Raw genomic sequence first — 24,002 nt, 5'->3', positions numbered from 1 at the left:
AAGGCCATCAAATAGCTTAATCAAATGATCTGAATTTCTCCGGTACATAGGGCATGGAAGATGGGACCGAACGGGTTTCCATTTCTGGATACCGCAATGCAGTCAGCCTGCCGCCAAAAACAGCCCCTGTATCAAGATTAACGGTCTTGCCTATAAATCTTGGTTCTAATACCGGTGTATGGCCGTATACTATCCAAGCATCTCCCTTGTAATGCTTTGCCCAATCGCGCCTGACAGGTGTTCCATCAGGGTTTTTTTCACCTGTAATATCTCCATATAAAACAAAGGTTTTGACTTTTGGGCTCATTTTTCCGATATCCTCTGCTCGAATCCCTGCATGGGCAATGACCAGCTTTTTTTCATCCAGCACTTGATAAAGGGGGGATTGCTCATACAGCTCCATAAACATGGACTTATAACGGTTTCTTTCTTTGGGAGGGAGAACAGAAAGCTCCGCAGCGGTAGTTTCAAGCCCATGAAGGAGCTTGACCTTGTTCCCGAGGAAGTAACGATATAGCTTATTACAATGATTTCCCGGTACGTAAATCCCCAATTTCTTTTTCCATAGCTTCCAAACCGTCTCAATGACCAATAAGGAATGAGGCCCGCGGTCGGTTAAATCTCCAACAAAACCAAGAATTCGTTTCTTTGGATGAAGGGGCAAACCATTTTTCCATTCATATCCTAATTCACACGTCAGTTGTTTAAATTCTTTAAAGCAGCCATGAATATCGCCGACAATGTCAATTTTCATTTCATTCTCCTTATCAAATCGATGTCATTCTGATATTATCTAACAAAGGATTTTTTCCATACAAGAAGCAAACAATGATTGTATAGCCATTCTTAAATTTTGATCTATGCATTTGGAAAATGCAAGGGCTGGACCTTTTGTCTGTATAGTGTACTTTATAAACAATCAGTAACAAATGGACATTGAGTTTTGTTAGAATGTATAAATGTTGATATTATTGTTTTTTTATTCCTCGTTGATTGCAGTGTAAAATACGGGACTCCTGCAGGACGAGCATGCAATGGAAGACCTGGGATTTGTAAAGAATTCCCTTGTCTGTTCTGTGGGTTCAAAGCCGGTTTATAAGGAAAATCTAGTTTAATATTGTATTTAAAATACAGCATCAAAAGGAGTGAACTAATGGAGAAGGTATCCATTTTATCTGTTGTAATTGTCATTCTTGCCGCCTTTTTTACCCCTATCCTGCTGCACCGTTTTAAACTGGGAGTGATTCCTGTTGTAATTGGTGAAATTATTATGGGGCTGATTATCGGGAAAAGCGGCTTTAATCTTATTCATAAAGATATGTGGTTAAACACCCTATCCACTCTTGGATTTATATTTTTAATGTTTTTAAGCGGACTGGAAATTGACTTCAGCGCTTTTTCAGGAAATAAAAAAGAGGTAATCCTTCCGAACGGAAAAAAGGAACCAAACCGTTTAAAAGTTGCTCTTCTTATTTTTTTGGGAATCCTAATTCTGTCCATTGCTCTTTCCTATATTTTTGTTTTTGCAGACTTAATTCGAAATGCTTTTTTAATGACTCTAATCATTTCAACCATCTCCCTTGGAGTAGTAGTGCCTACATTAAAGGACGCACGGCTGACAAAAACAGGTATTGGGCAAATCATATTATTGACAGCTGTAATTGCCGACTTGGCTACAATGATTCTTATGGCAGTTTTTGTTTCTTTATCTGGAAAAGGAGGAGGCAATACCTGGCTGTTGCTTATTTTGTTTGCTGCCGGAGTCATCCTCTACTTCATTGCCAGAAGGCTTAAAAACAGACCATTATTTCAAAAACTTTCAAAAGGAACCGTTCAAATTGGAACAAGAGCCATTTTTACGTTAATTATTATTCTAGTTGCCTTATCAGAGTCTATAGGTGCTGAAAATATACTTGGAGCATTTTTGGCGGGGACTCTCGTTTCCCTTCTGTCACCTAATCAGGAAATGGTTCGTCAGCTTGATTCTTTTGGGTATGGGTTTTTAATTCCCATTTTCTTTGTCATGGTGGGGGTAGACCTAAACATTGGCAAACTTTTTGGGAATGAAAAGCTGCTAGTGCTTATCCCGTTGCTTTTATTAGCGTTTTTTGTCTCTAAATTTTTCCCTATTTTAATCCTTAGGAAATGGTATGATGCGAAAACCGTTACAGCTTCTTCCTTTTTATTGACATCGACTCTCTCACTCGTGATTGCAGCGGCGAAAATTGCCGAACAGCTGGGCATTATTTCTTCAGACATAAGCGGAGCGTTTATCTTAGCGGCTGTAATTACCTGTATCATTACCCCTATCGTATTTCGTAAACTGCTTCCAACGGAGCATGTTCAGGAAGTTAAGCAAAAGGTTGCTATCGTTGGAGCGAACCAATATACCTTATCTTTAACCAATTCTATGTCTCCTTCTTATGAACCGATATTGTTTCATACACCTGTGGAGAAAGTCGACTATCAAATTGCAGAGCCTGTTTTTCAAGTAGAGGAAGTTGAAAATTACGATCCAGAACTGCTAAAAAAACACAGCATACTTTCGGATGATATTCTTGTTTTCATGACGGGAGATGAAGAGAGAAATACTGACTTAGCGATTTGGGCCAAGGAAAATGGGGCTGAAAGAGTTATTGCCCGCGCGGAGACTCCAAAGCTTGAAAAAAGGCTTAGGGAGCAAGGGGTAGAGGTCTTTTCCACCCTATTGTCTACACAGGCATTATTAAGAGCGTCAATTGAATCGCCCAGCGTAATGAAGATTATGACCAATCAAGAGTCAGCGCTTTTTGAAATAAAAATGCAAAATCGCGCATTTGAAGGGATGACCTTAAGAAAATTTCCGTTTACAGGCGATGTCATTTTTGTCCGGATATTCAGGGGGAAGGATTCCATTATTCCACATGGGGACACAGAGCTTCATGTAAACGACCGTTTAATTGTGACCGGCTCAAAAGAGTATGTGACAGAATTAAAGAGAGAGCTTGAGTTTACATGACGAGGAAGAGGATAACGAAAAAAGACCGTTACGGTCTTTTTTTGTCGTTTACAAGGAAATAATAAAATGCTAAACCATGGATATCTTTCTTTTCCAGCTCCAGCGCCTATCGGCTAGCGAATTTCTCCGTCTCCTCCCTACGATAAGTCAACATCCGCTCGAGAATGACCTCGCTGTGTATCCTTTATCTCAGTCGAAGACTATGAAATTCGTACGCCGATGAGCAAGGCGCTTTCGCTTTTCTTATTATCCAACAATGTTATATCCAGAGTCCACATACACTACTTCACCTGTTACACCGCGGGATAAATGGCTTAGCATAACAAGGGTCATATCACCGACTTCTTCTTGATTGACGTTTCTTTTTAAAGGAGACTTTTCTTCAATTAATTTCAGGATGTCATTGAATCCGGATACGCCTTTTGCGGCAAGTGTACGAATAGGGCCTGCAGAAATGGCATTGATTCGAATATTTTCTTTTCCAAGATCAAACGTTAAATAGCGCACACTGGCTTCAAGAGCTGCTTTTGCCACTCCCATTACATTATAGCCTGGAACTGCACGCTCTGCTCCAATATAACTCATTGTTACAATGGATCCGCCTTCTGTCATGTAAGGCTTGGCTGCTTTGGAAACAGCAACAAGAGAATAAGAGCTTGTATCCTGTGCGAACGCGTAGCCTTCTCTTGAAGTATCAATGAAATCACCTTTTAAATCCTCCGCGTTTGCAAAGGCAACGGAGTGGACGATGCCATGGATCACGCCAGCTTTTTCACCAATTTCAGTAAAAGCTCTTTGGATGCTTTCATCATCGTTTACATCGCATTGTACAATTAAGTCCGCAGGATACTCGTATTTTTCCAGCAGTTGTTTAAGCTTTCCAAGGGAACGCTCTAATCTGTATGTATATATCAGGTTTGCGCCTGCTTTTTGAAGAGACTGTGCTGCTCCCCAAGCGATGCTCCGTTCATTTGCAACACCCATCACGACAATATTCTTACCTTTTAATTTTAGTAAATCCTCCATTTTATCCTCCATTGTATATTGTATATTTTTTATCTCGCTTTTTATTATACCTGGTTTTAGTATCAGTTACTATATCCACATATTGAAATGGGATATTTTAACCTTGCAGCTTACTTTTATTATCATATCAAATATTTTGTGAGAATAAAAAGGGTCAGTGTATTCCACTTTGAGAAAGGCTGTTAAGTTGTCTTCATGTCCTATAGGCACATTCCTATGGAGGCGCGCATACATATAAATTGAATAATTAAAGAGATTGGATTGATTGCAATGAGTACAAGGAAAACTCAATTCGAAAGGAATACTCCACTTTTATATATTGCACAGCCTGTCTCAGGGTACACATTAGTGAATATGCAAAACACGTTTACTTCAAGTAAAGAGCATATCGTTCCTGCAAACATTCCTGTAGAAAAGAAAACCTTTCAAGTGGAAAAGCTGGACGAAGAACATGAAGGACAGTTTGAAGACAAATCCATAAAACTGCACACCGAAACCCACAAAGCTGAAGAAGCCGACGTTGAGAAGCCAGTAATTGAACTAGCGGTAAAGGAACAAAAAATAAAAACTGAAATTCATGAAGAGGATGATCGCGTCCCTGCGTTTCGGAAGCCGTTTAAATTAATGGATAATAGAGAGAAAGTTCAGTTTCTAATCAACAAGCCAAAATACATTCCTAAAGTGATCTGTGAAATTTTGACAGAGGATGAGACGATTATCGGTGTGATTAATCACTTTAGAGAGGAAACGGTGCTGGTAGATCCTATTAATAAAAATATGGAGCCAGTTCATATTCCGATTGGAAGTATTCTGGAAATCAAAATGAAGCAAGAATTCCTTTAAATCCTAAAGGAGGGTGAACGTTACGGTGCACTCTCCTCAAGGATTTGTGTCATGCAGCTCTATGCTGTTCATTTTGCGTTATACATAGAAAAGTCGATAAGCTGGAACTTATCGACTTCTACTTGTTATTAAGCTTCTGGAAGAAAGATGTCTTCAAGGCATTGGATAGCGCAGAAACATCTTAAATCAACCGTTAAGCAAGAACTGGAGGCTCTTAAGTTGTTTTGAGGTGAATCTACTTGCGGGCAGGTGCTGGATACATATCTTGGTTCTAATACGCGAAGCACTGCGCAGCAGCCATCTACATTCTCTACTCTAAAGAATTTAGATTTGCAAATTTGGTCCCCTTTACCATAATCCGAATCAATGAGGGAATCATCGGATCCATCGCAATCTGCTGATTTGAAAAATGCTTCAAAAGGTTTTCCATCCTCAGTAAAAAGGATGAAAGGACGTGTGTTTGGTTTCATCATATTTGTATTTGCACCCAGAACTGGATTTAAGCAGTTAGTTGGGCATTGGGGATCGTTATTGACAGCATCTTGAAGATCATTAATGAAGTTAACTACATCGCATACACAGTTAGTTTTAACGTGACTGTTACTGTTATGACAACCCATGAATATTTCAACTCCTTAATTTTTTTATTGTTAATTTACATTAATAGAATATTGAAGTTGGCCCCATTTTGTTACGAATGTCCCCCTGATTTTTGTAAAATAGGCAAACGAACTAACCGTAAAGAGAATGTACAAGCAATAAGATAGGGGCGATGATGCTTTTTTGAGTTGAAGTTTTGGCATATACAGAAAGAGCAGCTGAATATATATATAGTAATTGGTTTTATAACTAGGCTCTTTTCGCAAATAACATAAAAAATAATGCAATTCACAGGCTCTGTAGTAAATCTGTGCCGTGCAGACTCACATCACTCGAATGTAACACTTTTGCGAAAAACAACATTCTATTCGAAAACAGCCTTTAAATACTAATTATTAAAGAACAGATGCAGGGAGGAAAGCTGTTTGGTTCAAACATGGTATGCACTATTTCTTTTGTCCATTGCCTCTTTTCGTTTAACCCGTTTAATTGTTTATGATCAAATTACCTCTTTTATAAGACGTCCATTCCATGAAGAAATTGAAGAAACCGGGCCTGATGGGACTGTGGAGACATATATCCAGATAAAAGGAAAAGGACTTAGACACTGGATTGGTGAGCTTCTGAGCTGTTATTGGTGTACAGGAATCTGGTGTGCTGCTTTATTGTATCTCTTATGGTGTTTGGCTCCCCGGATTGCAGAACCGGCAGTTTTGATCTTAGCCATTGCCGGTATCGGCTCAGTAATTGAAACAGTAGTGCGAAGGATATTGGACTAGAGCCTGAACAAGATGTATTTTTTTTCATAAGATAGTGATAGACAAACACGAAAGGATGGTATGAATGAAAAACTTTAATGATAAAATTCCAGTTTATCCTCCCCAGGCACAAATGGTTCCTCCTCCAAATACATTCCAAATGAACGGGAAAAAAATAAAAAAAGGCGGCTGTGGCTGCAATAAAACCAAGAAAATCAAATAGCTTTAAACCCATGTATCATCCGAACAAAAGCTTTGCCATTTGGCAAAGCTTTTTAATTTAACGCATTAACGCACAAAAGGGGTCTGACCCCTTTAGTTTGTTAAAGAGTGTCTTGTTTAGACCTTTTCCTTCATTTTCCTAATCATAAATAAAAGAGATTAGCTAAAAATATACTGTAAACATTTGATGCAAAGGGGATTTTAAGGTGAAAACAAGACTTTCATCGATTTTGATTTGCTTCTTGATTGCCATAGCTGGAGCGGGATGCAATCATAACCAGGAGAGCAAAATGGCATTAATCAAAAAAACACAGCCAACTCCTGTCAAGCTATCAGCTAACTCCACTCAGAATACCTGGTCGGTCTCCGACAAGCTGAGAAAAGACATACTTAATTTTGACAGCATTTATGATACGGCTATTATTGAAGGGAAAAAAAAGGCGATTGTCGCCTACAAGGTTCGTCATTTACACCGATTTCAAATGGAAAAAACGGAAAAACAACTGACGGAGCATCTGGACAAAAACTATCCAGGCCATACCTTTATTGTTTCAAGTGATTATAAAATATTCTTAGAGGTTGTCCGGCTGAAGGAAAAAATGGAATCAGGCAAAATATCCAAAAAAGCAGCGCAAAAACGTTTTAATCAGATTATTGCCCTGCAGAAGGAAACTACGTAGAAAGAAGGTGCAGTGACGGTGTCCAGTAAAGATAAAAATAAAACACCACAGCAATTGAAATATGACAAGCTCCAAAAAAAGCATGAACTAAAGAGGCCAGTGTTAATGAACTGTATCCGGGCTTTTTTTATAGGCGGTGCCTTTTGCCTGGTAGGACAGGCCATCACTTATTTTTATATTTATTTTTTTGATTTCACAGAGAAAACAGCAGGGAATCCAACTGTCGCGACCATGGTGTTTATTGCCATGCTGCTGACGGGCTTTGGCGTATATGATCGAATTGGACAATTTGGCGGAGCTGGAAGCGCAGTGCCTGTCACAGGGTTTGGAAATGCAGTCATTTCAGCTGCCATCGAACATAAGACAGAGGGGCTTGTGCTTGGGGTAGGAGGAAATATCTTCAAACTGGCGGGCTCTGTCATTGTGTTTGGTGTATTTGCTGCATTTGTAGTCGCCCTGATTCGGACGGTATTAAAGATCTGGGGGGGATTTTAATGCTGCAGGGATCACAAACATGGACTTTTAACACGAAGCCCGCCATACTCTCCACGGGGGTTATTGGAGGGCCATTCGAAGCAAATGGAAATTTGGCTGGGGATTTTGACAAGCTTTACGATGATTTATGGATGGGGCAGGACACTTATGAAAAGGCCCAGCGTGTGCTGATTGAAGACGCTGTTCAAGTGGCACTTCAAAAGCTGAATATAAAAGAAGAGAAGATACAGTTCTTTTTATCAGGAGATCTTATTAACCAAATTACCCCTTCAAGCTTTGCTGCAAGGACTACGCAAATTCCTTATTTTGGTCTTTTTAGTGCATGCGCAACTTCCATGGAAGGCTTAGCGCTGGCTGCGCTGATTCTTGATTCCAATGGAGCAGAAAAAATTGTCACTGGCGCATCAAGCCATAATGCAGCTGCTGAAAAACAATTTCGATATCCAACTGAGTACGGAGGCCAAAAGCCGCCTACAGCACAGTGGACCGTGACAGGGGCAGGCTTTGCCGTTTTAGGGAAGGGAGAACAAGAAAAGGTGCCCCATCCACGTGTAACCTCTGCAACAATCGGGAAAGTAATGGACCTTGGAATATCTGATCCATTTAATATGGGGGGAGCTATGGCACCCGCAGCAGTTGATACAATTGAGCGGCATTTGCAGGATTTGAATCTCGATCCCGACTATTATGACTGCATTTTTACAGGGGACTTAGCCACCATAGGGAGAAATGTTGCTCTTGAGCTTTTTCAGCAAAAAGGAATTAATATTCAGAGCCCAAAATTTAAAGATTGCGGATTGTTAATTTATAAAGACAAGCAGCCTGTTCAATCGGGTGCAAGCGGCCCTGGCTGTTCAGCCAGTGTTTTATATGGGCATTTACTGAACCAAATGAAGAAAGGCGCATTGAAGCGTATTTTGGTGGTAGCTACAGGAGCTTTGCTTTCCCCGCTTTCATTTCAGCAAAAGGAAACCATCCCGTGTATTGCCCACGCGGTATCCATTGAATATTTATAATATGTAAGGAGGAATTAGGCTATGTTAGCGATGTTTTTTTGGGCCTTTATTATTGGCGGCATCATATGTGTCATAGGCCAATTGCTGTTTGATGTGGCCAAATTGACACCTGCCCATACATTGAGCTTGTTAGTTTGCATTGGGGCAGTGCTTGCAGGCTTTGGTTTATACGAACCGCTGATTGATTTTGCAGGTGCTGGAGCTACCATTCCAATTACCAGCTTCGGGAATTCACTTGTGGCAGGAGCCATGCAGGAAGCAGGTAAGCATGGGATTGTAGGCGTTTTGACCGGAATGTTTGAAGTAACCTCATCCGGTATCTCTGCAGCCATTATCTTTGGTTTCATAGGGGCCTTAATATTCAAGCCAAAAGGGTAATTGATAAATTTTTCAGCTTCTGGGAGAATGTCTATACTTACGGCCTAGCCTCGCATAGGATAGTGTAAACAAACAAAGCGAGGTGAAAAGGTATGTTCGGATACGGTGGATATAATTATGGCTATGGTGGTTACACCCCTTATGGCGGTTATGGTGGGTACGGTTATGGAGGTTATAGCGGAGGCGGCGGCAGCACTTTCGTTTTAATCGTTGTATTATTTATTTTGCTTATCATTGTCGGAACATGTTGGTTCTAATAAATGGAACAAAGGGGCAAACACATTCAGTTTGCTCCTTTATACTGCAAAAGTTATACATAGGAAAAAACTCGAGATAAAATCCCTACGCCTGTTTCTTTCACCTTTTTACTCTCCCTTCATACACTATTGTAATGAAAGGGAGGGCGAAATTTCTTATGGATAACCCACTATTTAAGAATATTGAAAAGAAAACCGGCGTCAACATGAAAGATATACTTGAATTAGCGAACTCCTTACAAAATGCCAACTTTAAAGATGAAAAAACAGTTCGGGGAATCATAAAAAGGGTTTCTCAAATTGCAAACAGGCCGGTGCCTAAAGAATTAGAAGATAAATTAGTCCAATCTATAACACAGGATGGCAAAAAATTGGACTTTGGAACAATCTCAAAAATGATGAACAACACCAATAATAACGGAAAATAAAGGAGAAGGGGCTTGCAGCAGGTGCAAGCTCTTTTTTTTGGCATCTTTTCAAGATATTACGGGCTAATTCTGTGAAGTTTTAGATCAGGGAATGAAAAAGGATAAGCCTACATATTTATCTAGTAGTTTCCTTTACTTTATAGCGGGTAATATACAAATAGAACAGGATGGAGGAGAGTGAAAAAATGGGATATGTATTGCCGGTATCGATGCTGCAAAGCCAATATTACAGCAATTACGACAGACTGAGTGAAACAAAACAAGACCCTTTTCATATTCAGCCAGTTCGAAAGACCTTTAATTCTCTGTTAAAAAAGGAAATTGAAACTCCAGAACAAACGTATCAAGAAAGCATTCGAACTTTTAAGCACAGTAGCACTCCCAATAGGAATGCTCTAGGATCCATTAAACAAAACACTGTTGCTATGGAAATGGCAGGTCAATACATTAACGAGTATATCTAAAAAATCCTGATTTCACGCTGAAATCAGGATTGGGTTTTGACTTAAATTTTTTAAATGATTAAATCGATTTTTCCATCGTTTTATGCGGAATCCCGGCATCGAGGAATTCATCAGAAACGACTGAATACCCCAGTATTTCATAAAAAGGAATGGCATGTGTTTGCGCATTCAATTTCAATGTATGGATATCCTGGCTATGAGCATAATCCTCAATCGCCTGCATGATCAATTGGCCGGCACCCTTTTTCCTGGAGGAAGAAAGGACACAAATCCTTTCCACTTTCCCTTTTCCTTCCACGATGCGGAATCTGCCTGCACCAACTGGAATATTGCCATCATACAGGACAAAATGGGCTGCTTCTTCTTCATGTTGATCTATTTCTTCTTCTAAAGGCACCTTCTGTTCTACGACAAAAACTTCCTTTCGAACAGAATATGCATCCATTAATTCATTTTCATTTGTGACTTTGATAACGTTCAATGCAAATTAGTCCCTTCCCAGATGAAATGTTTCGCATACGGTCCATGAGCCATTGTCCAGCTGATAAAGCAGGGCGAAACGGTCAACAACTTCTTCATGGTCAATTCCAAGCATATCCAGCTGGCCTAATACATCGGAATGTTCATCATTTGACAATTTCTGGCCAACCGTAATATGCGGAACAAATGGATATTCCGGCTTTTCACCTGGTACATCTGTGTATAAATCCTCATATAAGCCTTCAAGCTCAGCAGTTGGCTCAACCTTAAAGTAAATAGTATTATTCACAGGCTGGAATGATTTAACTTTTGTTACCTGAATGCTGAAAGGATTGTATTTTTTGGAAATAAGGTTTAAAGTGCGTGTAATGTCCTTAATTTCCGAATCTGATGCTTCGAATGAATGCTTCAAAGTAAGATGTGGTGGAATAAGCGCGTAATGGGGATCATACCGCTTACGATATGAATTCGCAAGATCTTGGAGTTTTTTTGATGGAAAAATTGCAACACCATATTTCATTAAAAAGACCTCCTCAGGATAATAGTATCTATATACTCCTTTTCAGGCATATAATGATTATAACATTTTTCAAAAAATTTTATATAGCTTGAGATAAAATGACGCTAACGGCCTAAAAAGCATGCGTTAAAGCTCTTTTTAAATCAGGCTGCCAGTATTTCCACGTATGGTTGCCTTCAAATTCTTCGTAGAAATAAGGGAATCCTTTCTCCTTAAATATAGAATGTAATGCCCGGTTAGGCGTAAGGAAATCCTGAATACTTCCATCGGTCGTAGAGACCTCGGTTTCCCCTGTTCCGATAATATGATACACATTCAGTAAATGTGGATTTAAGTGGGATTGGACAGCCTCCATAACCGCATCATTGACCAGCGGGGACTGAAGAATCACTTTCCCAAATATATTCGGATATTTGATTGCTGTCATCAAGGAAACAGTCGCTGCAAGTGAATCGCCTATAAGGGCCCGTCCCATTCCAATATGGTAAGTAGGATATTCCTTATCCAGATAAGGTACAAGCTCATGCGCAAGAAAACGAATATACGCTGCATTTTGCTCGCCATCCGGATGGTATTTCTTTCGGCGGTCCTGCACGTTTTTATAGGGAATTCCTACAATGATAAGGTTTTCAATTTCCTGTTTTTCTAAAAGCTCATCTGCCGTACGGGCAATGCGCCCTAATTGAAAATAATCCTTTCCGTCCTGTGCAATTAATAAAGAATATTTATATAAAGGAGAAAAGGTTGCCGGCAAATAGACCAAGATACTTAATGTTTCCCCTAATTCTCTGCTCTCAAACATAACTTCCTTTATTGTTCCCTTCGTGCCTGCCATAACAATTCCCCCAATCTAGCTCAATTATCACTATTGTACCATACCTTTTGTAAGGGCTCTATTCTATAAGATTTTATCATGTAAAGTAATAAAGTTAGAAATCTTTTGTCTTTGAAGAAATATTTTCATAAAAAGCATTGACTTAGACAGCTCTCTATAATATATTATTAATTGTCCAGCAAAACTATTATTGTGATTCTGTAGCTCAGCTGGGAGAGCACCACCTTGACAGGGTGGGGGTCGCTGGTTCGAGCCCAGTCAGAATCATACCTCGCTATAAACGTTGTTATACCGGCGTTTATAGCGTTTTTTATTTCCGTTGACATAGCGGTGACTTAGACGCAGGGTAGCGCTCCTGTTTTCAACAGGGTGGCGATATAAACGATATGTTACACGTTTCCGATAAGGAGGCGTGTTTTTTTATGCGTAAAGGTCGAAAACATAAGGCGCTAAAATCTGGAGTTAGAGAGACGGCGTCTAATCTCGATGACTTGTTCCGTACATTTATCGAGATAAAGAAAGCGGAAGGGCGTGCACCTAGAACGCTAGGTCAATACGAAGATAATTACGGTTATTTTACTACTTATCTGGATGTAAAAGGTATCAAACGTTATGTATCGGAAATCACAAAGGAAGTTATCCGGAATTATATTACATATATGCGGGATGAGCTTGTGAAATTCGAGGGTCACCGGTTTAAAACGAAGGAATCGATGACGAAAGGACTGGCCCCTAGCTCTATTAATACTCGCTTGAAAACGCTTAGGGTAATTTTTAAATGCTTACTAGAAGAGGATCTAATAGATTACGATCCAACGCAGGGTGTAAAAAACGTTAGTGAGCCACAAGAAAATATAGAAATTTTATCTGCAGAAGAGTTGAAAAAACTTTTAAAGGTTCCTAATACTCGGTATTATCCGGATTTTAGGGATTACGTTTTAATGCACCTTCTAATAGACGGAATGATGCGTATAAGTGAGGCGCTTGGACTAACAGTAAATGATTTTGATTTCCACAATAGAACCGTCATTATTCCGGCAGGTATAGCAAAAAACAGAAAGAGTAGGGTAGTACCACTGGAACAAAGGACAATGCGGCTAGTTAAAGAATTATACGAAGAAAATCGGGTGGATTTTGATAATGAATATCTGTTCTTAACTAATTATGGAGAACCAATGGGCCGTGATAGGTTTGGCAAAAGACTAAAAGACTTTGCTATTCAGGCGGGGATTACAAAAAATGTCCATCCGCACTTATTTAGACACACTTCCGCTACACTGTTTTTGGAAGCGGGAGGGGATTTGAGGCATTTGCAAATGATACTAGGACACTCTGATTTGCGTGTAATAATCCGGTACACACACTTGTCCTCTCAAGCATTAAAAAATCAACACGATCTCTATTCGCCAATAAAAGAAGTAAGTGAAAAACTTAATAGACCTAGAAAAATTAAAAGATAAGAAGACAAATAAAAAAGAGCGCAACGACTGCAATCGTTAACGCCCCGTAGTTAAGGTAACTATATTTTATCGAAAAAAAGCGGAATAGTCAACGCTTATTTAAGTATGCCTTCATTTCGATAATAGGGCCGCGCTCTCCTAAGGAGACGGAGAAATGTTCGATACAATAGATGAACTAAACGAAGCCGTGCGTCAGCATCGCCAGGCTCTTTCATTATCTAAAACAGAGCTCGCAGTGTTGGACGTATTAGCGCAGTATAGCTGCGTCGAAATTGGCCGTTCATATCTGCGTAAAAGTAAGGTCGCCCAGATAATAGCTAAATCCAGGCGCACTGTTATACGTACATGTAATCGCCTGGAATCGTTAGGTATTATACGTCAGACAACTCGTATGAGGGAGACGGGAGATCGGCGGCAAACGAGCAACCTCATAGAAATACTGCCGTATGAAACGGTTGTCACACCGGAATGTCACACCGAAGAATCTCCTTCCATAAACCCAAATAAACAAACAGTGAACAGTAACGGCGCCTTGCAGCGTGCAGTCCATGCGCCACTCTATGAAGCTTTAATGCCTTATTTTAACGACGATGAACTGTACCGTACGATCGGTATTCTTTACCGTGCGAAGGCGTCTGTAGACCGTTCTATCGCCGTAGAAGAATATGCTGCTGAATACATAGCGGCGTTTAAGTCTGTTGTTTACTCGTATAAACGTGGCAATGTGCGATCATTATTCGGCTGCTTATTTAACGCTTGGAGAGTGGTAACAACGGAGATTAAGAGGCGAACCGCTATCCGGAATAGTCCGCTCTTTTACGATTGGCTAGCATGTTAGTTGTTACTTACTCATGTTTCCAATTCGAGTTAAAATTTTAGGCATGTCACGGTTTATTTGTCGTCCGGTAAATCGGATAACTTTCCATCCGTGCTTTCGTAAATATGCGTCTTTTTTTCTATCGTGGAGTTTTTGTTCAGGTGAACTGTGGAATTCTTTACCGTCGCACTCAATTGCTAAATTAAGACCTGGAATCGTTATATCAATGCGATAGGGTCCGCATTTTACTTGTGTTTGTACATAATAACCGTTAAATACCAAAGAATTATATAGTCGTGTCTCTATCGGACTTTCGCACTTAAGACGCTGGACTTGTACTTCACTATAAACCGCGGGGGATTTCTTTATTTTAAAACTAAAGATAATGCCTAAAAGTAAGATACCGAAAAATACAAAATACTCTATTACCGCCATTTGTTTAATCCGCCTTGATATTTTTTAATCATGAATGAAAGCTCATCGCGATCAATAAGCCGAATTCGGTTATGTTTCGCTAACTCCTCTGCTGCTGGTGTAAAGTATTGATTTGTCACTACCATACCACCGTTTGCTTTATAATACCCAATTGCCCCGACGACCTGCTGTATTGCTGATACTCCAATACTGCTGCTATATCGTTTAGCTTGTACCACGTATTTTTTTCGTTTCTTTTTGATAATTAAATCAGCGCCATAATCACCGGAGCCTTTAGTAACTTCAGCGTTGTAACCAATGCATTCAAAAAGTGGGACGAGGTATCTTTCGAACTCAAGCCCGTCCATTGTGTCGACTTCCTTTAAATCGACGATATGGGTAAAGCGTTTCTTGCGGAGAAAAAATCGGTAGTAACCGTAGCCTAGAATACCAATCAATAAGATGTTAAATAGCCAGGTAAGTATATGTTGACCTTCCTCAGTTTCAGTTAAAAAGATAAAAATAACTAATCCTATTGCTGCGTATGTAGTATATTGTTTCTTTGCTACTTTTTTTCTCGTTCTAACTCTTGTCATTATGAATACACCCTTTGAAGTTTTTTATTATTTTCTCCATTGGTATGTATTGATAAACAAGGATAAAGTCAAATTAGATTCTATTCCTTTCTACTCCTACCCTATATATCAAAGAAATCCTCTGTTTTAGCTTTTGGATCAACTTCTCGCAACGCATTCATAACTTTTTTAATCGTACTAAGGTTTGGTGAGTAGCCATTATCAGAAGCAATTTTACTAATAGTATTGCGACTAATCTTTGTCTTTTTTGCTAGCCACTCCTGAGTAATTCCCCATTTATCTAAAAATTTACCGACTGGTGTCCGCGGCTTTCCTCCAAATAAACCAAACATCGTAAAAACACTCTCCTTAATAGTATCTAGTTCCGTTATGGACAAATTCTAGGGGAATTATGCAAGTCTACTTTGAAAACTTTCAAAGAAAAGTTGTAAATAGGTACAAACAGTAAGAATAAGCTATTAACATGAAATCGAAACAGTCATTAAACGGTTATTAAACATTATTTACTTATTAACGCTGCCGTGTTTGTACGAGATAGACAATAGACTTATGAACAAAACAAAAATTTGTTAGGAGAGAGGAAGCGAGAGACGATGGAAGGGGAGCGCGAGGGGAAACCATGAAAGTAAAAATTAACAATCAAGACTTTACTACCGTCAATACTGAGGAGCTTATCCCTTATATTCAACAACATTCAGGATGGAGCGTTATCGGCAAGAAAATTCACTGCGCGTACGAAAATCAAGCATGGCAACACATGCACCCCGATAAGGACTTATTTACGAATTTTAACGGAGTGGTGAACGAATGTATCGACGGAAATCCTTTTCATGAAGCGGTGTGCGTGGCTGACTATTCCATATGGACAGAAATGAAACAATTTAAACTAACTGAGGACTTATACCAATTTATAGACTACGGAATGCAGACGTTAAAAACTGGTATCCATCGGGATATTCTACACCCGATTGCTGACGTGTTATTTACCGTAGTAACAAATTTATTTTAGAGGGATTTCTTGTTCCGCAGGCTATTCGAAAAACGCAAAGCTACCCATTACATCCGAATGGGCACTACGTGAAAAATGGGAGGACACATCATGTTATTTACACCGGTATTTTTTATTGGAGCTGGAAGCATTATGACAATCGCAATGTTGGATAAACTGGCGGAGGCTCACGGCTGGGAATCTTTAAGTTTTGCTCTGAAATTGGCACTACCGATAGCCGGAATTGTAGCTGCGGCCTTATTCCTCGATTCTTCGGCCGTTATGAGGTTCCTGCGATGAGCTTATGGCTAAAGTTAAAGGCGCGACGGCAACTAATTACTGCATTTAGGCTGGCTGGCATTTACCGCAAAATTACCGATGATCGATTTATTTATCCGAGAATCCGCAACTTATCTATCACCGAATCCTCAACGAAAATTACCTTCACTCTACCTACCGGAATAGACCCGAAGTTACTTCAAAAACATTTCTACGTATTTGAGCAATCTTTTGGCAAAGCGGAGCTCTCCGGCGAGGTTAAAACGTTCACACTGACCGTCAGTAAGCAATCGTTACCTAAGAAGCTGACCTACAATAAGGAGGAAATATTACCGGAGCTTTCCGGATTTGAAATACCGATTGTTTGCGGCAAAGGAAAAGAAGGCTGGCAGGCTTATGACGCTCTGACGGAGCCAAATTGCTTGATTTCAGGCGAGCCAGGTGGTGGGAAGAGCACGCAACTTCGAAGCATTCTATCGACGTTAATTCAAACGAAAACGCCCGACGAGCTGCATCTGTTTCTTGGCGACTTGAAAATGAGCGAATTCTTCCTTTTTAGAGGAGTAAAGCATGTTAAAAGCGTTTGTATTTATCCAGAAGAAATAGCACACACGCTAAGGCACCTAGAAGGCGAAATGAGGCGTCGTAGTGAGTTGCTTAACCAATATGGGGTAACGCACGTCAACAAGCTTCCAGAGGCAGTCAGAGTGCCTGCAATCATGCTTTGTATCGACGAATTCGTAATGATAATGGACGACAAAGAAATGAAGCGTATCCTCATTCAACTAGCGTCATTAGGCCGTGCGTTGCAAATATACTGCGTTTTTAGCCTTCAACGTCCTTCCCACGACATTCTCGATACTAAAATTCGCGGTCTATTAACCGTTAGAATGGGATTTCGCACAACGGATTTTCAGAATGCGAAGATAATCGGAACTCCTGGGAGTGAGCGGATTAGCAAATCGACTCCTGGGCGCTTTTTAATCAAACGTGATGAGCTGACGGAGCTGCAAGCGCCTTACTTAACGGAAGAAAAGGCCGAGAAACTGCTCGCAGCCTACAAGGATCAAAACTGGCAGAATCATAGCTTTATCGAAAAGGCGGCTGATCCGATCCGATTAACGGAAGGAGACGTGTTCGAAGATGTTAACTAAACGTGATGTGGTGATTGTTAAGGCGTTGAACAAATTTAAGGTGATGGACCGTGACTCTATCGCCGAAATTTTCTTCTCCAACCTCAAGAATCCGGAAAAAGCCGCCAATAACGTTTTGCTTCGGTTGATGCGTGATGGTCAGATTCAACGGTCCACGGCGTTCGTTCCTTACGTTTATTTCGGGCCAGACTCCACCGTTAAGAAAAACAGCGCTAAGATTGGTCATTGGCTCGCAATTCTCGAAGTATTTAAAGAGGTCAGACGTCTAGGGTCTGTTGATACTTTCCTAGTTGAACCGAAATACGGGAGCAAAGGGACGGTTGAACCTGACGCTTATACGAACTATCGTAAAACTGGATTTTTCGTAGAATGTCAAAGAACGCTTTACTCAGATAAACAATTAAAGCAAAAACTCGACAGATACGTCGATTTCTTTAACTCAGGGGTCATGGCGAAATTTCCGCACGTACTCATTATTTCCGATCACCGTTATGCCATAGACGGTACCTACCCGTTTCGTGTGTTTCAGGCGGAATCATTTACACAATTCGTTGAGTCATTGAAGCCGGAGCCTCGAAAGATAAAGCAGCCGCCGAACAGTGGGGTTTTAAAGGTGCGATTGTCATGAAATAAAAAAAGAAGTTACTTCGAAAAGCAACTTCAACAAAGAGGTAATGTAAACTCCGCACGAGCTTACAATGGTAATTATATACTATTTTGTCGCAAAATGTAGCATAAAAATAACCGACTTAATTTGAGTCGGCTTCTTTGTTTTCCTCAATTATAAATAAATCATCAATCTTAACGTTCAATGCTTTAGCAACAGATGCTAAAACGTTTATATCATAGCGCGTCTGACTGTCGAAACGGCTGATTGTCGGCTCTGTTACGTTTGCAAGTTGCGCTAACTCTTTACTTGTCTCTATGCCTTTTTCTTTCCTGATTTCGTGCATTCTTGGCACTGCCTTGTATCTTGGATTAGATTTTGTTCTGCTAACCATTTGCTAACCTCCATCCTATTACTAATTACATATTACATATCTGAAATTTTTTCGTCAATAAGGGTTGACTTTCTAATTACTAATAAGTAATATTAGGACAAGGGATAATTACACATTAGTAATAAGAAAGGGGTAAGATTATGTGCCACATCACGCGGCTCTATCACAATCACGACCCGCATTCATTTAATGACGAAGAATATTGGACCGACATAAACAAAGCAATCTACATCGGTAATAAAACAATCGTCTGGAAGGACAACATGGCGGTCACTTTCGAGCATGTTCCGTATATGGATGAAACCGCCGATTCCGTTGAAATCAACTACGACGACACTTCCGTTAAGGTATTCCATCTCGATATGTTTCCTGAGCTTATGAGCATCGAACTAGAAGATTTACTCAATATGACAGTCGTAGGAATGGCCGAAGCAATATTCGCCAGAATGGAGGACAAACAATGTTAATTACAGTTAGTTTTATGGCTATCGGATGCTTTACGGTGGGATTATTCGTAGGTATGAACAAATCAGGTCAACTAAACGGAGGTAATGAGCGATGAGAAAAGTTAACGTTATTTTTGTACTTGAAGGCAAGGCGGACCAACCGCAAGAAGCTCTTTTATTAACTGGCGATAAAGTACTCGTTTCAGACGACGAGGGCATCGGTGTTTATCGTATAACTACAGAAACAACCGAACCTAATACTTATATCGTAAACTTGGACGAGAATAATACCGATATTATCGCTAAGAGCCCGAAGTCTCTATACGATTTAATACTAAAGGGAGCCAATTCAACTTTTCGGTGGATAAGCGCATGAGTCGGGACCCTGGCGGTAAATGAATGAGATGGCAATCTCAGCAGAGTGGCTTGCGGGCAACTTATATAAGGCGTTGGCGGCAAACAACGCTTTTACATAACGAAGAACGATCGGAGGCATTAGGCGGGCCTGCTGATCGTTTTTTATTTTCGGAAGAGTCTGAGTTGAAACGCTTATACAGTTAAAAGGGATTTTTTCTTTGCGCGGCTTAGTTACTAAATTCTTATGATTTCGCAGAGCGTGCACGGAATAAACAACTTTTTTTGAAAATTAATGAGAAGAGATTCGTGCGCGAAAAAGAATTTCCGTGCGTCATATCAAGTATAAGTTACGCGACACTATATATTCACTTTGTATTATATTTCGAGGGATATTTTTTAAGGAGGTTATCGATATGGAAGGAAGAAAGGTCTACGACAAAACTAATCCTGGAGTGGGTGGCAAGTATTGGGTTCCACTTCCGTCCGATGTAAGGCACTATATTCACCACGATAAAATGAACGCAGATAAAATCTTCTTATACGCGCTTATTATCGATTACTATAACACGGCGGAAGGCTACGCTTTTCCCAGCGTAGAGACATTATCGGTTAAATACGGAAAGGTGCCCGACACAACGAGCCGACATTTGAAGGACTTGAAGGAAGTCGGACTAATCGATTTTCCGGAAATGGGTTATTATGTTCCGTTAATACCGCTGGATGAAACAACATTCTTCAACAAGTTTCCGGATGCGCATGCTAATTATAAGCAGGCAATAAAAAGATCCGATAGTAGGCGAGAAGGTGCAGCAGATAGGATGCGAGATTGGAGGCGAAAACATGGTTACACGGAATAAATCGTTAAGTTACACCTGATTGCCGGGTGTAACGGAATGTTTGTTTAGGTGTTAACTAGATATATATAACGAGAATTAATAACGAGACTTAAAGACATTGCGTCAAAGGTAAAAAACACCTTTAACGCTGTGGTTAAAAAATTTATTGTGTCGAAGTATTTTACTAAGTAAAACAATATAAGAAAAAGGGCAACGGTGCGGATACTTTACTACACTAAAGCGATACCTCCCTTTTCGGGAACAAAAACGGCTAAATACCTCCCTTTTCGGGAACAAGATCGAAGTGGCACAGACCTTACAGCGCCAAAGGTTACAGCGGTTTTTGACCAGTTTGGGATATCTTAATCAGTTATATATGTCTTTGAAAAAAAGACCAGCGATAAACGGGCAAAAAGTACCTTATAAAACATTGCAGACCGTCGCAAGCTCCGCCTGCTGTGACGTTTATATTTATATCGATAGTATTTATTAACGTTAGAAGAGAAAGGGCGGATGGTAGCGGTGAACGAGGCCCGGTTTTTGGGCCGAAGATCGACGCAATGTTTTAATGTATTAAGGGCGAAATGACGACGGAATTCTATCGGCCTTCGTAGCGTTAAGACTAGCAACCTTCACCGCGTTAAAGCGTCATAATATGTCGCATATATTAACTTCGGGCCCATTTCGTCTAGTTTTGGACGGACACGGACGCCTACGTCAAAAACCTCGGGGTATCGCGGTTAATTTGCTGTTTATCGTTATATTAACTATTTAATTAACGCAAAAAGGCCGACCGTCAATATGACACGTTGTTTGGTGTAACAAAAACGACCGTTTAAGTTACAATAATTCAAAGCAGTCGCCGGAATTAATTTAACGCGGTTTACTTTGTAACAAAAATATGTAACAAAATTAGTTTGTAACTATTTACATCGAAAACCCTTTTTGTTACAATTAAAGTACCAAAACAAAGGGAGCGGATTAATATGATTTTCGGGTATATGCGGGTATCTACGTTGGACCAAAACCTTGATCGTCAAGAGCAACAACTTAAAGAAGCAGGCTGCGAAAAAGTATTCTTTGAGAAGGTAACTGGAACAAAGCGAGAGCGTCCGGAGCTTAACCATTTGCTCGATCAACTTCGCGCAGGCGATGAGGTTATCATTACCGATCTTACTCGTTTATCGCGTTCTACGAAGGACCTTATCGAAATCGTAGAGCTAATTGGAAGTAAAGGCGCTAATTTACGCAGCCTGAAAGAGTCCTGGTTGGATACAACAACAGCACACGGAAAGCTGATGTTTACAATGTTCGCCGGTTTAGCGCAGTTTGAACGTGATTTAATATCCGAACGGACGAAAGAAGGATTGCAAGCTGCGGCAGCTAACGGACGTCATGCCGGCCGTCCATCCGTCCAAGACGATAAACTTGAATACGCGTTTTATCTTTATGATAAGGGTGGAATGACTATGCAGGAGATAGCAGAAAAGGCGAAGATATCACGTATGACGTTACACCGAAAATTAAAGGAACGGAATAAATAGGGCGGCAGAGATGCGGCTCTTTTTTATGGGGCCGTCGGGGTACCAGAAGCTAACGAACGATAAATTATCGAAACGCAAAACGGCTGCTTTTTAGACGTGCATCTTATAAACACTGGGGCCGCCGATTAAATAGCGCGGTACATGGCTCGTTACCTGAACACGCAGCGGAACTATTTATTGGCCTATTTGCGTTGATACATACCGATTATTGACGTTAAAACGTGGGGAATTATAGCGACGAATAGCAAAGGAATAGAACCGGCTAACAGTTCCATCTAAGACGTTAGAATACGCTGTTTATAGGGGTCAAACGAGGGACTAACACGGCAGGTATGCGATAAGGGGCTATGCAGTCGCTAAATAGTCGATTTGCTCGAAACAAAAGATCGATAGCAATTGAACGAGCTGTTAACGATTAACGGCTGGCCAATACGGGCAGCGACGCAGGGTACAACGAATTCATTCGCGCAGATTAATAGAATACTATCGAACGCTATCATTATGGATTAAGCATTTGGTGAGTGACAGACAAGGATTGACCCCCCAGCCACCCCTTCGCAAGAGGCGCCGTGGGTCTTTTAGAGGTATACGCCTTGTGATGGACGAAAGTATGCGCAGAATTCACAAAACTCAAACTATTTGCTTGTAAAAATGGTATAATTCGGTAGTATCATGCTCAAATAGGAGGAATTATCGATGAAACAACGGAAAATCGGTATCACAATCGCTTCAATCGCCTGCGCAGCACTCATCACGACCTCTCCCGCACTAGCCGCAACTGCAAAGCCAACCATTGCAAGTCTGGAACGGACCATCGCTTCATTAAAGGCTACGATTACACAGCGTGACAAAACAATCGCCAGTTTGAAGACGCAAGTGGCGAAATTAAGTCCACCAGCACCGACCGCCATCGGCAAGTCACATAGTAATCCGGCGCCCCTCGGCACGAAAGTAACCGTTCAGGCTGACGACGTAAATGGATTCCGTAATTACAACGTTACTCTTACGAATGTGATTGACGGCGATGCAGCGTGGCAAATCATTCACGCAGCGAATCCGTATAATCAAGCGCCACAGTCCGGAATGAAGTACATACTGGCTTCGTTTAAGGTCCACGCTAATAAGTTAAACCCGGATTCACTGTCGTTAAGCAGTACGAACTTTAAGGCGGTTAGTAAGTCGGGTTTTACGTATGATCCCGGATTCTTGTCGCTTGATATACCGAATGATATACGCACGGTTCTTTACCAAAACGGCGATGTAGAAGGCTATGCGTACTTCGAAGTGAACGCAAACGACACTCCAATGTTCGTAATGAACCAGGGATTTGCGGATCAAGCATGGTTTCATCAGTAAAGGGGTAGGCACCCCCTTTCCGTAAAAAAGATAACTTGTATCATACGACTTTAAAAAAATTTCGCGAAAAATTTTTTAGAATTCCAAGGGGCGAAAACTTGTAATGAAATTGTAATATATTTTTAGTTGTATTTTGCCCTTTTCGTTGTAATTACTAGTGAGGAGTAATTTTTATTACATCCTCTTACCGTACATAACAAGGGTGCTTTCGTTAATCCGAGGGCGCCCTTTTTGCGTGTTCGGAAACTAACTAATCGGAGGTTTTATTATGAGAATCGATTTTAACGGACTGGGCGAAGGACAATACGTGGAACTGAAAAGCTTCAACCGGCTAAAATGGGCGGAACAAAAAGCTATTAGCGAAGAAATTAAAGAAGGCGATGTCTCTTCGCAGCTGGCCGTAGCTGAAAAAATCGCAATCTATCTTATTAAAGGTGGTTATTTACTAGACGACGATAACAAACAGATCGTATTCCCGTTAACGGAGGAAACAGTCGGCGAGGTCCCTGCGGAGGTAATTGAGGCTGTTGTACGAGACTTCAGCGAAAGCAAGGCTGCGGCAAAAGCAAAAAACTAATCGACGGCGTAGATAAGGCGCTGCGAGGCTACGGAGACGCGCCGATCGAATACGCCGAGTTCATGCTATGCCGAGAAATGAAATGGTCATTTGAAGAATTAGAACAGCAGCCTGCCTGGCGTATTGAGCAGGCTTTTTTGTTTTTAAACCGAGAAGCGGCCTACAGGAAGACATTGC

The 24,002-nt window shown here is 40.6% G+C and carries 33 protein-coding genes, 1 tRNA gene and 1 pseudogene; 25 read left to right on the top strand and 10 right to left on the bottom strand.

Going from position 1 to position 24,002, the window contains the following annotated elements; genetic code table 11:
- Nucleotides 1–16: 16 nt before the first annotated feature.
- Entirely contained in the window at nt 17–754 is a 738-nt protein-coding gene (gene prpE / locus A5N88_RS10375) for a bis(5'-nucleosyl)-tetraphosphatase PrpE (RefSeq protein WP_066265534.1), read from the bottom strand.
- A gap of 399 nt (nt 755–1,153) precedes the next feature.
- On the opposite strand from prpE, the gene A5N88_RS10370 reads away from it, so the two are divergent.
- Nucleotides 1,154–2,998, top strand: coding sequence for a monovalent cation:proton antiporter family protein (locus A5N88_RS10370; protein WP_066265531.1), 1,845 nt, complete (start codon nt 1,154–1,156; stop codon nt 2,996–2,998).
- A 246-nt stretch (nt 2,999–3,244) separates the two neighbouring features.
- Here the strand turns inward: A5N88_RS10370 and fabI are convergent, their stop codons facing one another.
- On the bottom strand, nt 3,245–4,024 hold the full coding sequence (gene fabI, locus A5N88_RS10365; RefSeq protein WP_066265528.1) for an enoyl-ACP reductase FabI: 780 nt from the start codon (nt 4,022–4,024) through the stop codon (nt 3,245–3,247).
- Between the two features lie 270 nt (nt 4,025–4,294).
- Here fabI and A5N88_RS10360 point away from each other — a divergent pair, with 270 nt between their 5' ends.
- Entirely contained in the window at nt 4,295–4,867 is a 573-nt protein-coding gene (locus A5N88_RS10360; protein ID WP_157090650.1) for a CotO family spore coat protein, read from the top strand.
- Nucleotides 4,868–4,995: 128 nt separating this feature from the next.
- Here A5N88_RS10360 and A5N88_RS10355 read toward each other — a convergent pair whose 3' ends face one another.
- Complete coding sequence (locus A5N88_RS10355) at nt 4,996–5,487, bottom strand: CotY/CotZ family spore coat protein (RefSeq protein ID WP_066265520.1); 492 nt, start codon at nt 5,485–5,487, stop codon at nt 4,996–4,998.
- A gap of 405 nt (nt 5,488–5,892) precedes the next feature.
- Between A5N88_RS10355 and A5N88_RS10350 the strand changes: the two genes are divergently transcribed.
- The 9 genes from A5N88_RS10350 to A5N88_RS10315 all read left to right on the top strand — a co-directional run bounded on the left by A5N88_RS10350 (nt 5,893) and on the right by A5N88_RS10315 (nt 10,165).
- Nucleotides 5,893–6,246, top strand: a complete 354-nt coding sequence (locus A5N88_RS10350; protein ID WP_066265519.1) for a DUF1360 domain-containing protein — start codon at nt 5,893–5,895, stop codon at nt 6,244–6,246.
- A gap of 64 nt (nt 6,247–6,310) precedes the next feature.
- A complete protein-coding gene (locus A5N88_RS24870; protein WP_157090649.1) occupies nt 6,311–6,448 on the top strand; it encodes a hypothetical protein in 138 nt (45 codons plus the stop codon).
- A gap of 205 nt (nt 6,449–6,653) precedes the next feature.
- The gene (locus A5N88_RS10345; protein WP_232317562.1) at nt 6,654–7,127 is read left to right on the top strand and encodes a sporulation protein; all 474 of its coding nucleotides are present in this window, start codon (nt 6,654–6,656) and stop codon (nt 7,125–7,127) included.
- 18 nt (nt 7,128–7,145) lie between these two features.
- Complete coding sequence (gene spoVAC, locus A5N88_RS10340; protein WP_066265517.1) at nt 7,146–7,622, top strand: stage V sporulation protein AC; 477 nt, start codon at nt 7,146–7,148, stop codon at nt 7,620–7,622.
- Entirely contained in the window at nt 7,622–8,638 is a 1,017-nt protein-coding gene (spoVAD, locus tag A5N88_RS10335; protein ID WP_066265514.1) for a stage V sporulation protein AD, read from the top strand. Before spoVAC ends, spoVAD begins: the two co-directional genes overlap by 1 nt.
- 21 nt (nt 8,639–8,659) lie before the next feature.
- Entirely contained in the window at nt 8,660–9,016 is a 357-nt protein-coding gene (gene spoVAE, locus A5N88_RS10330; RefSeq protein WP_066265511.1) for a stage V sporulation protein AE, read from the top strand.
- A 92-nt stretch (nt 9,017–9,108) separates the two neighbouring features.
- Nucleotides 9,109–9,273 (top strand): YjcZ family sporulation protein, encoded by a 165-nt coding sequence (locus A5N88_RS10325; RefSeq protein ID WP_066265507.1) that lies wholly within the window; start codon nt 9,109–9,111, stop codon nt 9,271–9,273.
- 158 nt (nt 9,274–9,431) lie between these two features.
- Nucleotides 9,432–9,701 (top strand): sporulation-specific transcription regulator SpoVIF, encoded by a 270-nt coding sequence (spoVIF, locus tag A5N88_RS10320; RefSeq protein WP_066265504.1) that lies wholly within the window; start codon nt 9,432–9,434, stop codon nt 9,699–9,701.
- Nucleotides 9,702–9,886: 185 nt separating this feature from the next.
- Nucleotides 9,887–10,165 carry a hypothetical protein gene (locus tag A5N88_RS10315; protein ID WP_066265500.1) on the top strand — a complete coding sequence of 93 codons (279 nt, stop codon included), beginning with the start codon at nt 9,887–9,889 and terminating at the stop codon, nt 10,163–10,165.
- 58 nt (nt 10,166–10,223) lie between these two features.
- On the opposite strand, the gene A5N88_RS10310 is transcribed toward A5N88_RS10315, so the two are convergent.
- From A5N88_RS10310 to A5N88_RS10300, 3 genes are all read right to left on the bottom strand, one after another.
- Entirely contained in the window at nt 10,224–10,646 is a 423-nt protein-coding gene (locus A5N88_RS10310; RefSeq protein ID WP_066265498.1) for a GNAT family N-acetyltransferase, read from the bottom strand.
- 6 nt (nt 10,647–10,652) lie between these two features.
- Nucleotides 10,653–11,165: a YjcG family protein gene (locus tag A5N88_RS10305; protein WP_066265496.1), complete on the bottom strand. Its 513-nt coding sequence runs from the start codon at nt 11,163–11,165 to the stop codon at nt 10,653–10,655.
- 112 nt (nt 11,166–11,277) lie between these two features.
- Nucleotides 11,278–12,000 carry an alpha/beta hydrolase gene (locus A5N88_RS10300; RefSeq protein ID WP_066265492.1) on the bottom strand — a complete coding sequence of 241 codons (723 nt, stop codon included), beginning with the start codon at nt 11,998–12,000 and terminating at the stop codon, nt 11,278–11,280.
- 194 nt (nt 12,001–12,194) lie between these two features.
- On the opposite strand from A5N88_RS10300, the gene A5N88_RS10295 reads away from it, so the two are divergent.
- The 4 genes and pseudogenes from A5N88_RS10295 (at nt 12,195) to A5N88_RS10285 (ending at nt 14,298) form a co-directional block, all read left to right on the top strand.
- Nucleotides 12,195–12,267: transfer RNA gene (locus tag A5N88_RS10295), tRNA-Val, on the top strand.
- 155 nt (nt 12,268–12,422) lie between these two features.
- Nucleotides 12,423–13,460, top strand: coding sequence for a tyrosine-type recombinase/integrase (locus tag A5N88_RS10290; RefSeq protein ID WP_066265490.1), 1,038 nt, complete (start codon nt 12,423–12,425; stop codon nt 13,458–13,460).
- Nucleotides 13,461–13,614: 154 nt separating this feature from the next.
- A pseudogene (locus A5N88_RS26565) lies at nt 13,615–13,824 on the top strand (helix-turn-helix domain-containing protein); the annotation flags it as partial.
- 27 nt (nt 13,825–13,851) lie between these two features.
- Nucleotides 13,852–14,298 carry a hypothetical protein gene (locus A5N88_RS10285; protein WP_157090648.1) on the top strand — a complete coding sequence of 149 codons (447 nt, stop codon included), beginning with the start codon at nt 13,852–13,854 and terminating at the stop codon, nt 14,296–14,298.
- Nucleotides 14,299–14,301: 3 nt separating this feature from the next.
- Here the strand turns inward: A5N88_RS10285 and A5N88_RS10280 are convergent, their stop codons facing one another.
- The 3 genes from A5N88_RS10280 to A5N88_RS10270 all read right to left on the bottom strand — a co-directional run bounded on the left by A5N88_RS10280 (nt 14,302) and on the right by A5N88_RS10270 (nt 15,619).
- Nucleotides 14,302–14,712 carry an endonuclease domain-containing protein gene (locus A5N88_RS10280; RefSeq protein ID WP_066265481.1) on the bottom strand — a complete coding sequence of 137 codons (411 nt, stop codon included), beginning with the start codon at nt 14,710–14,712 and terminating at the stop codon, nt 14,302–14,304.
- Nucleotides 14,703–15,287, bottom strand: a complete 585-nt coding sequence (locus A5N88_RS10275; protein ID WP_083953109.1) for a restriction endonuclease — start codon at nt 15,285–15,287, stop codon at nt 14,703–14,705. Before A5N88_RS10275 ends, A5N88_RS10280 begins: the two co-directional genes overlap by 10 nt.
- A gap of 101 nt (nt 15,288–15,388) precedes the next feature.
- Nucleotides 15,389–15,619, bottom strand: coding sequence for a helix-turn-helix transcriptional regulator (locus A5N88_RS10270; protein ID WP_066265480.1), 231 nt, complete (start codon nt 15,617–15,619; stop codon nt 15,389–15,391).
- Nucleotides 15,620–15,906: 287 nt separating this feature from the next.
- Here A5N88_RS10270 and A5N88_RS10265 point away from each other — a divergent pair, with 287 nt between their 5' ends.
- The 4 genes from A5N88_RS10265 (at nt 15,907) to A5N88_RS10250 (ending at nt 18,336) form a co-directional block, all read left to right on the top strand.
- Entirely contained in the window at nt 15,907–16,296 is a 390-nt protein-coding gene (locus A5N88_RS10265) for a hypothetical protein (RefSeq protein WP_066265477.1), read from the top strand.
- Nucleotides 16,297–16,386: 90 nt separating this feature from the next.
- The gene (locus tag A5N88_RS10260) at nt 16,387–16,575 is read left to right on the top strand and encodes a hypothetical protein (RefSeq protein WP_066265474.1); all 189 of its coding nucleotides are present in this window, start codon (nt 16,387–16,389) and stop codon (nt 16,573–16,575) included.
- Nucleotides 16,572–17,708 (top strand): FtsK/SpoIIIE domain-containing protein, encoded by a 1,137-nt coding sequence (locus A5N88_RS10255; RefSeq protein ID WP_066265469.1) that lies wholly within the window; start codon nt 16,572–16,574, stop codon nt 17,706–17,708. Before A5N88_RS10260 ends, A5N88_RS10255 begins: the two co-directional genes overlap by 4 nt.
- Nucleotides 17,698–18,336, top strand: a complete 639-nt coding sequence (locus A5N88_RS10250) for a replication-relaxation family protein (RefSeq protein ID WP_066265466.1) — start codon at nt 17,698–17,700, stop codon at nt 18,334–18,336. Before A5N88_RS10255 ends, A5N88_RS10250 begins: the two co-directional genes overlap by 11 nt.
- 121 nt (nt 18,337–18,457) lie before the next feature.
- On the opposite strand, the gene A5N88_RS10245 is transcribed toward A5N88_RS10250, so the two are convergent.
- Nucleotides 18,458–18,709, bottom strand: coding sequence for a helix-turn-helix domain-containing protein (locus tag A5N88_RS10245; protein ID WP_066265463.1), 252 nt, complete (start codon nt 18,707–18,709; stop codon nt 18,458–18,460).
- Between the two features lie 263 nt (nt 18,710–18,972).
- Between A5N88_RS10245 and A5N88_RS24865 the strand changes: the two genes are divergently transcribed.
- The 6 genes from A5N88_RS24865 to A5N88_RS10215 all read left to right on the top strand — a co-directional run bounded on the left by A5N88_RS24865 (nt 18,973) and on the right by A5N88_RS10215 (nt 23,825).
- Entirely contained in the window at nt 18,973–19,176 is a 204-nt protein-coding gene (locus A5N88_RS24865; RefSeq protein WP_157090647.1) for a hypothetical protein, read from the top strand.
- Nucleotides 19,177–19,267: 91 nt separating this feature from the next.
- Nucleotides 19,268–19,531, top strand: a complete 264-nt coding sequence (locus A5N88_RS10235) for a hypothetical protein (RefSeq protein WP_066265459.1) — start codon at nt 19,268–19,270, stop codon at nt 19,529–19,531.
- Nucleotides 19,532–19,925: 394 nt separating this feature from the next.
- Nucleotides 19,926–20,369, top strand: a complete 444-nt coding sequence (locus A5N88_RS10230; protein ID WP_066265457.1) for a helix-turn-helix domain-containing protein — start codon at nt 19,926–19,928, stop codon at nt 20,367–20,369.
- Between the two features lie 965 nt (nt 20,370–21,334).
- Nucleotides 21,335–21,892, top strand: coding sequence for a recombinase family protein (locus A5N88_RS10225; RefSeq protein ID WP_066265454.1), 558 nt, complete (start codon nt 21,335–21,337; stop codon nt 21,890–21,892).
- 696 nt (nt 21,893–22,588) lie between these two features.
- Nucleotides 22,589–23,248, top strand: coding sequence for a hypothetical protein (locus A5N88_RS10220; RefSeq protein WP_066265453.1), 660 nt, complete (start codon nt 22,589–22,591; stop codon nt 23,246–23,248).
- A gap of 268 nt (nt 23,249–23,516) precedes the next feature.
- Complete coding sequence (locus A5N88_RS10215) at nt 23,517–23,825, top strand: hypothetical protein (protein WP_066265452.1); 309 nt, start codon at nt 23,517–23,519, stop codon at nt 23,823–23,825.
- Nucleotides 23,826–24,002: the final 177 nt, after the last annotated feature.

It is taken from the genome of Heyndrickxia acidicola (assembly GCF_001636425.1).
Taxonomy (GTDB): domain Bacteria; phylum Bacillota; class Bacilli; order Bacillales; family Bacillaceae_C; genus Bacillus_AE; species Bacillus_AE acidicola.
Note: the sequence above shows the minus strand (reverse complement) of the source record. Positions and strands in the feature narration are given on the sequence as shown.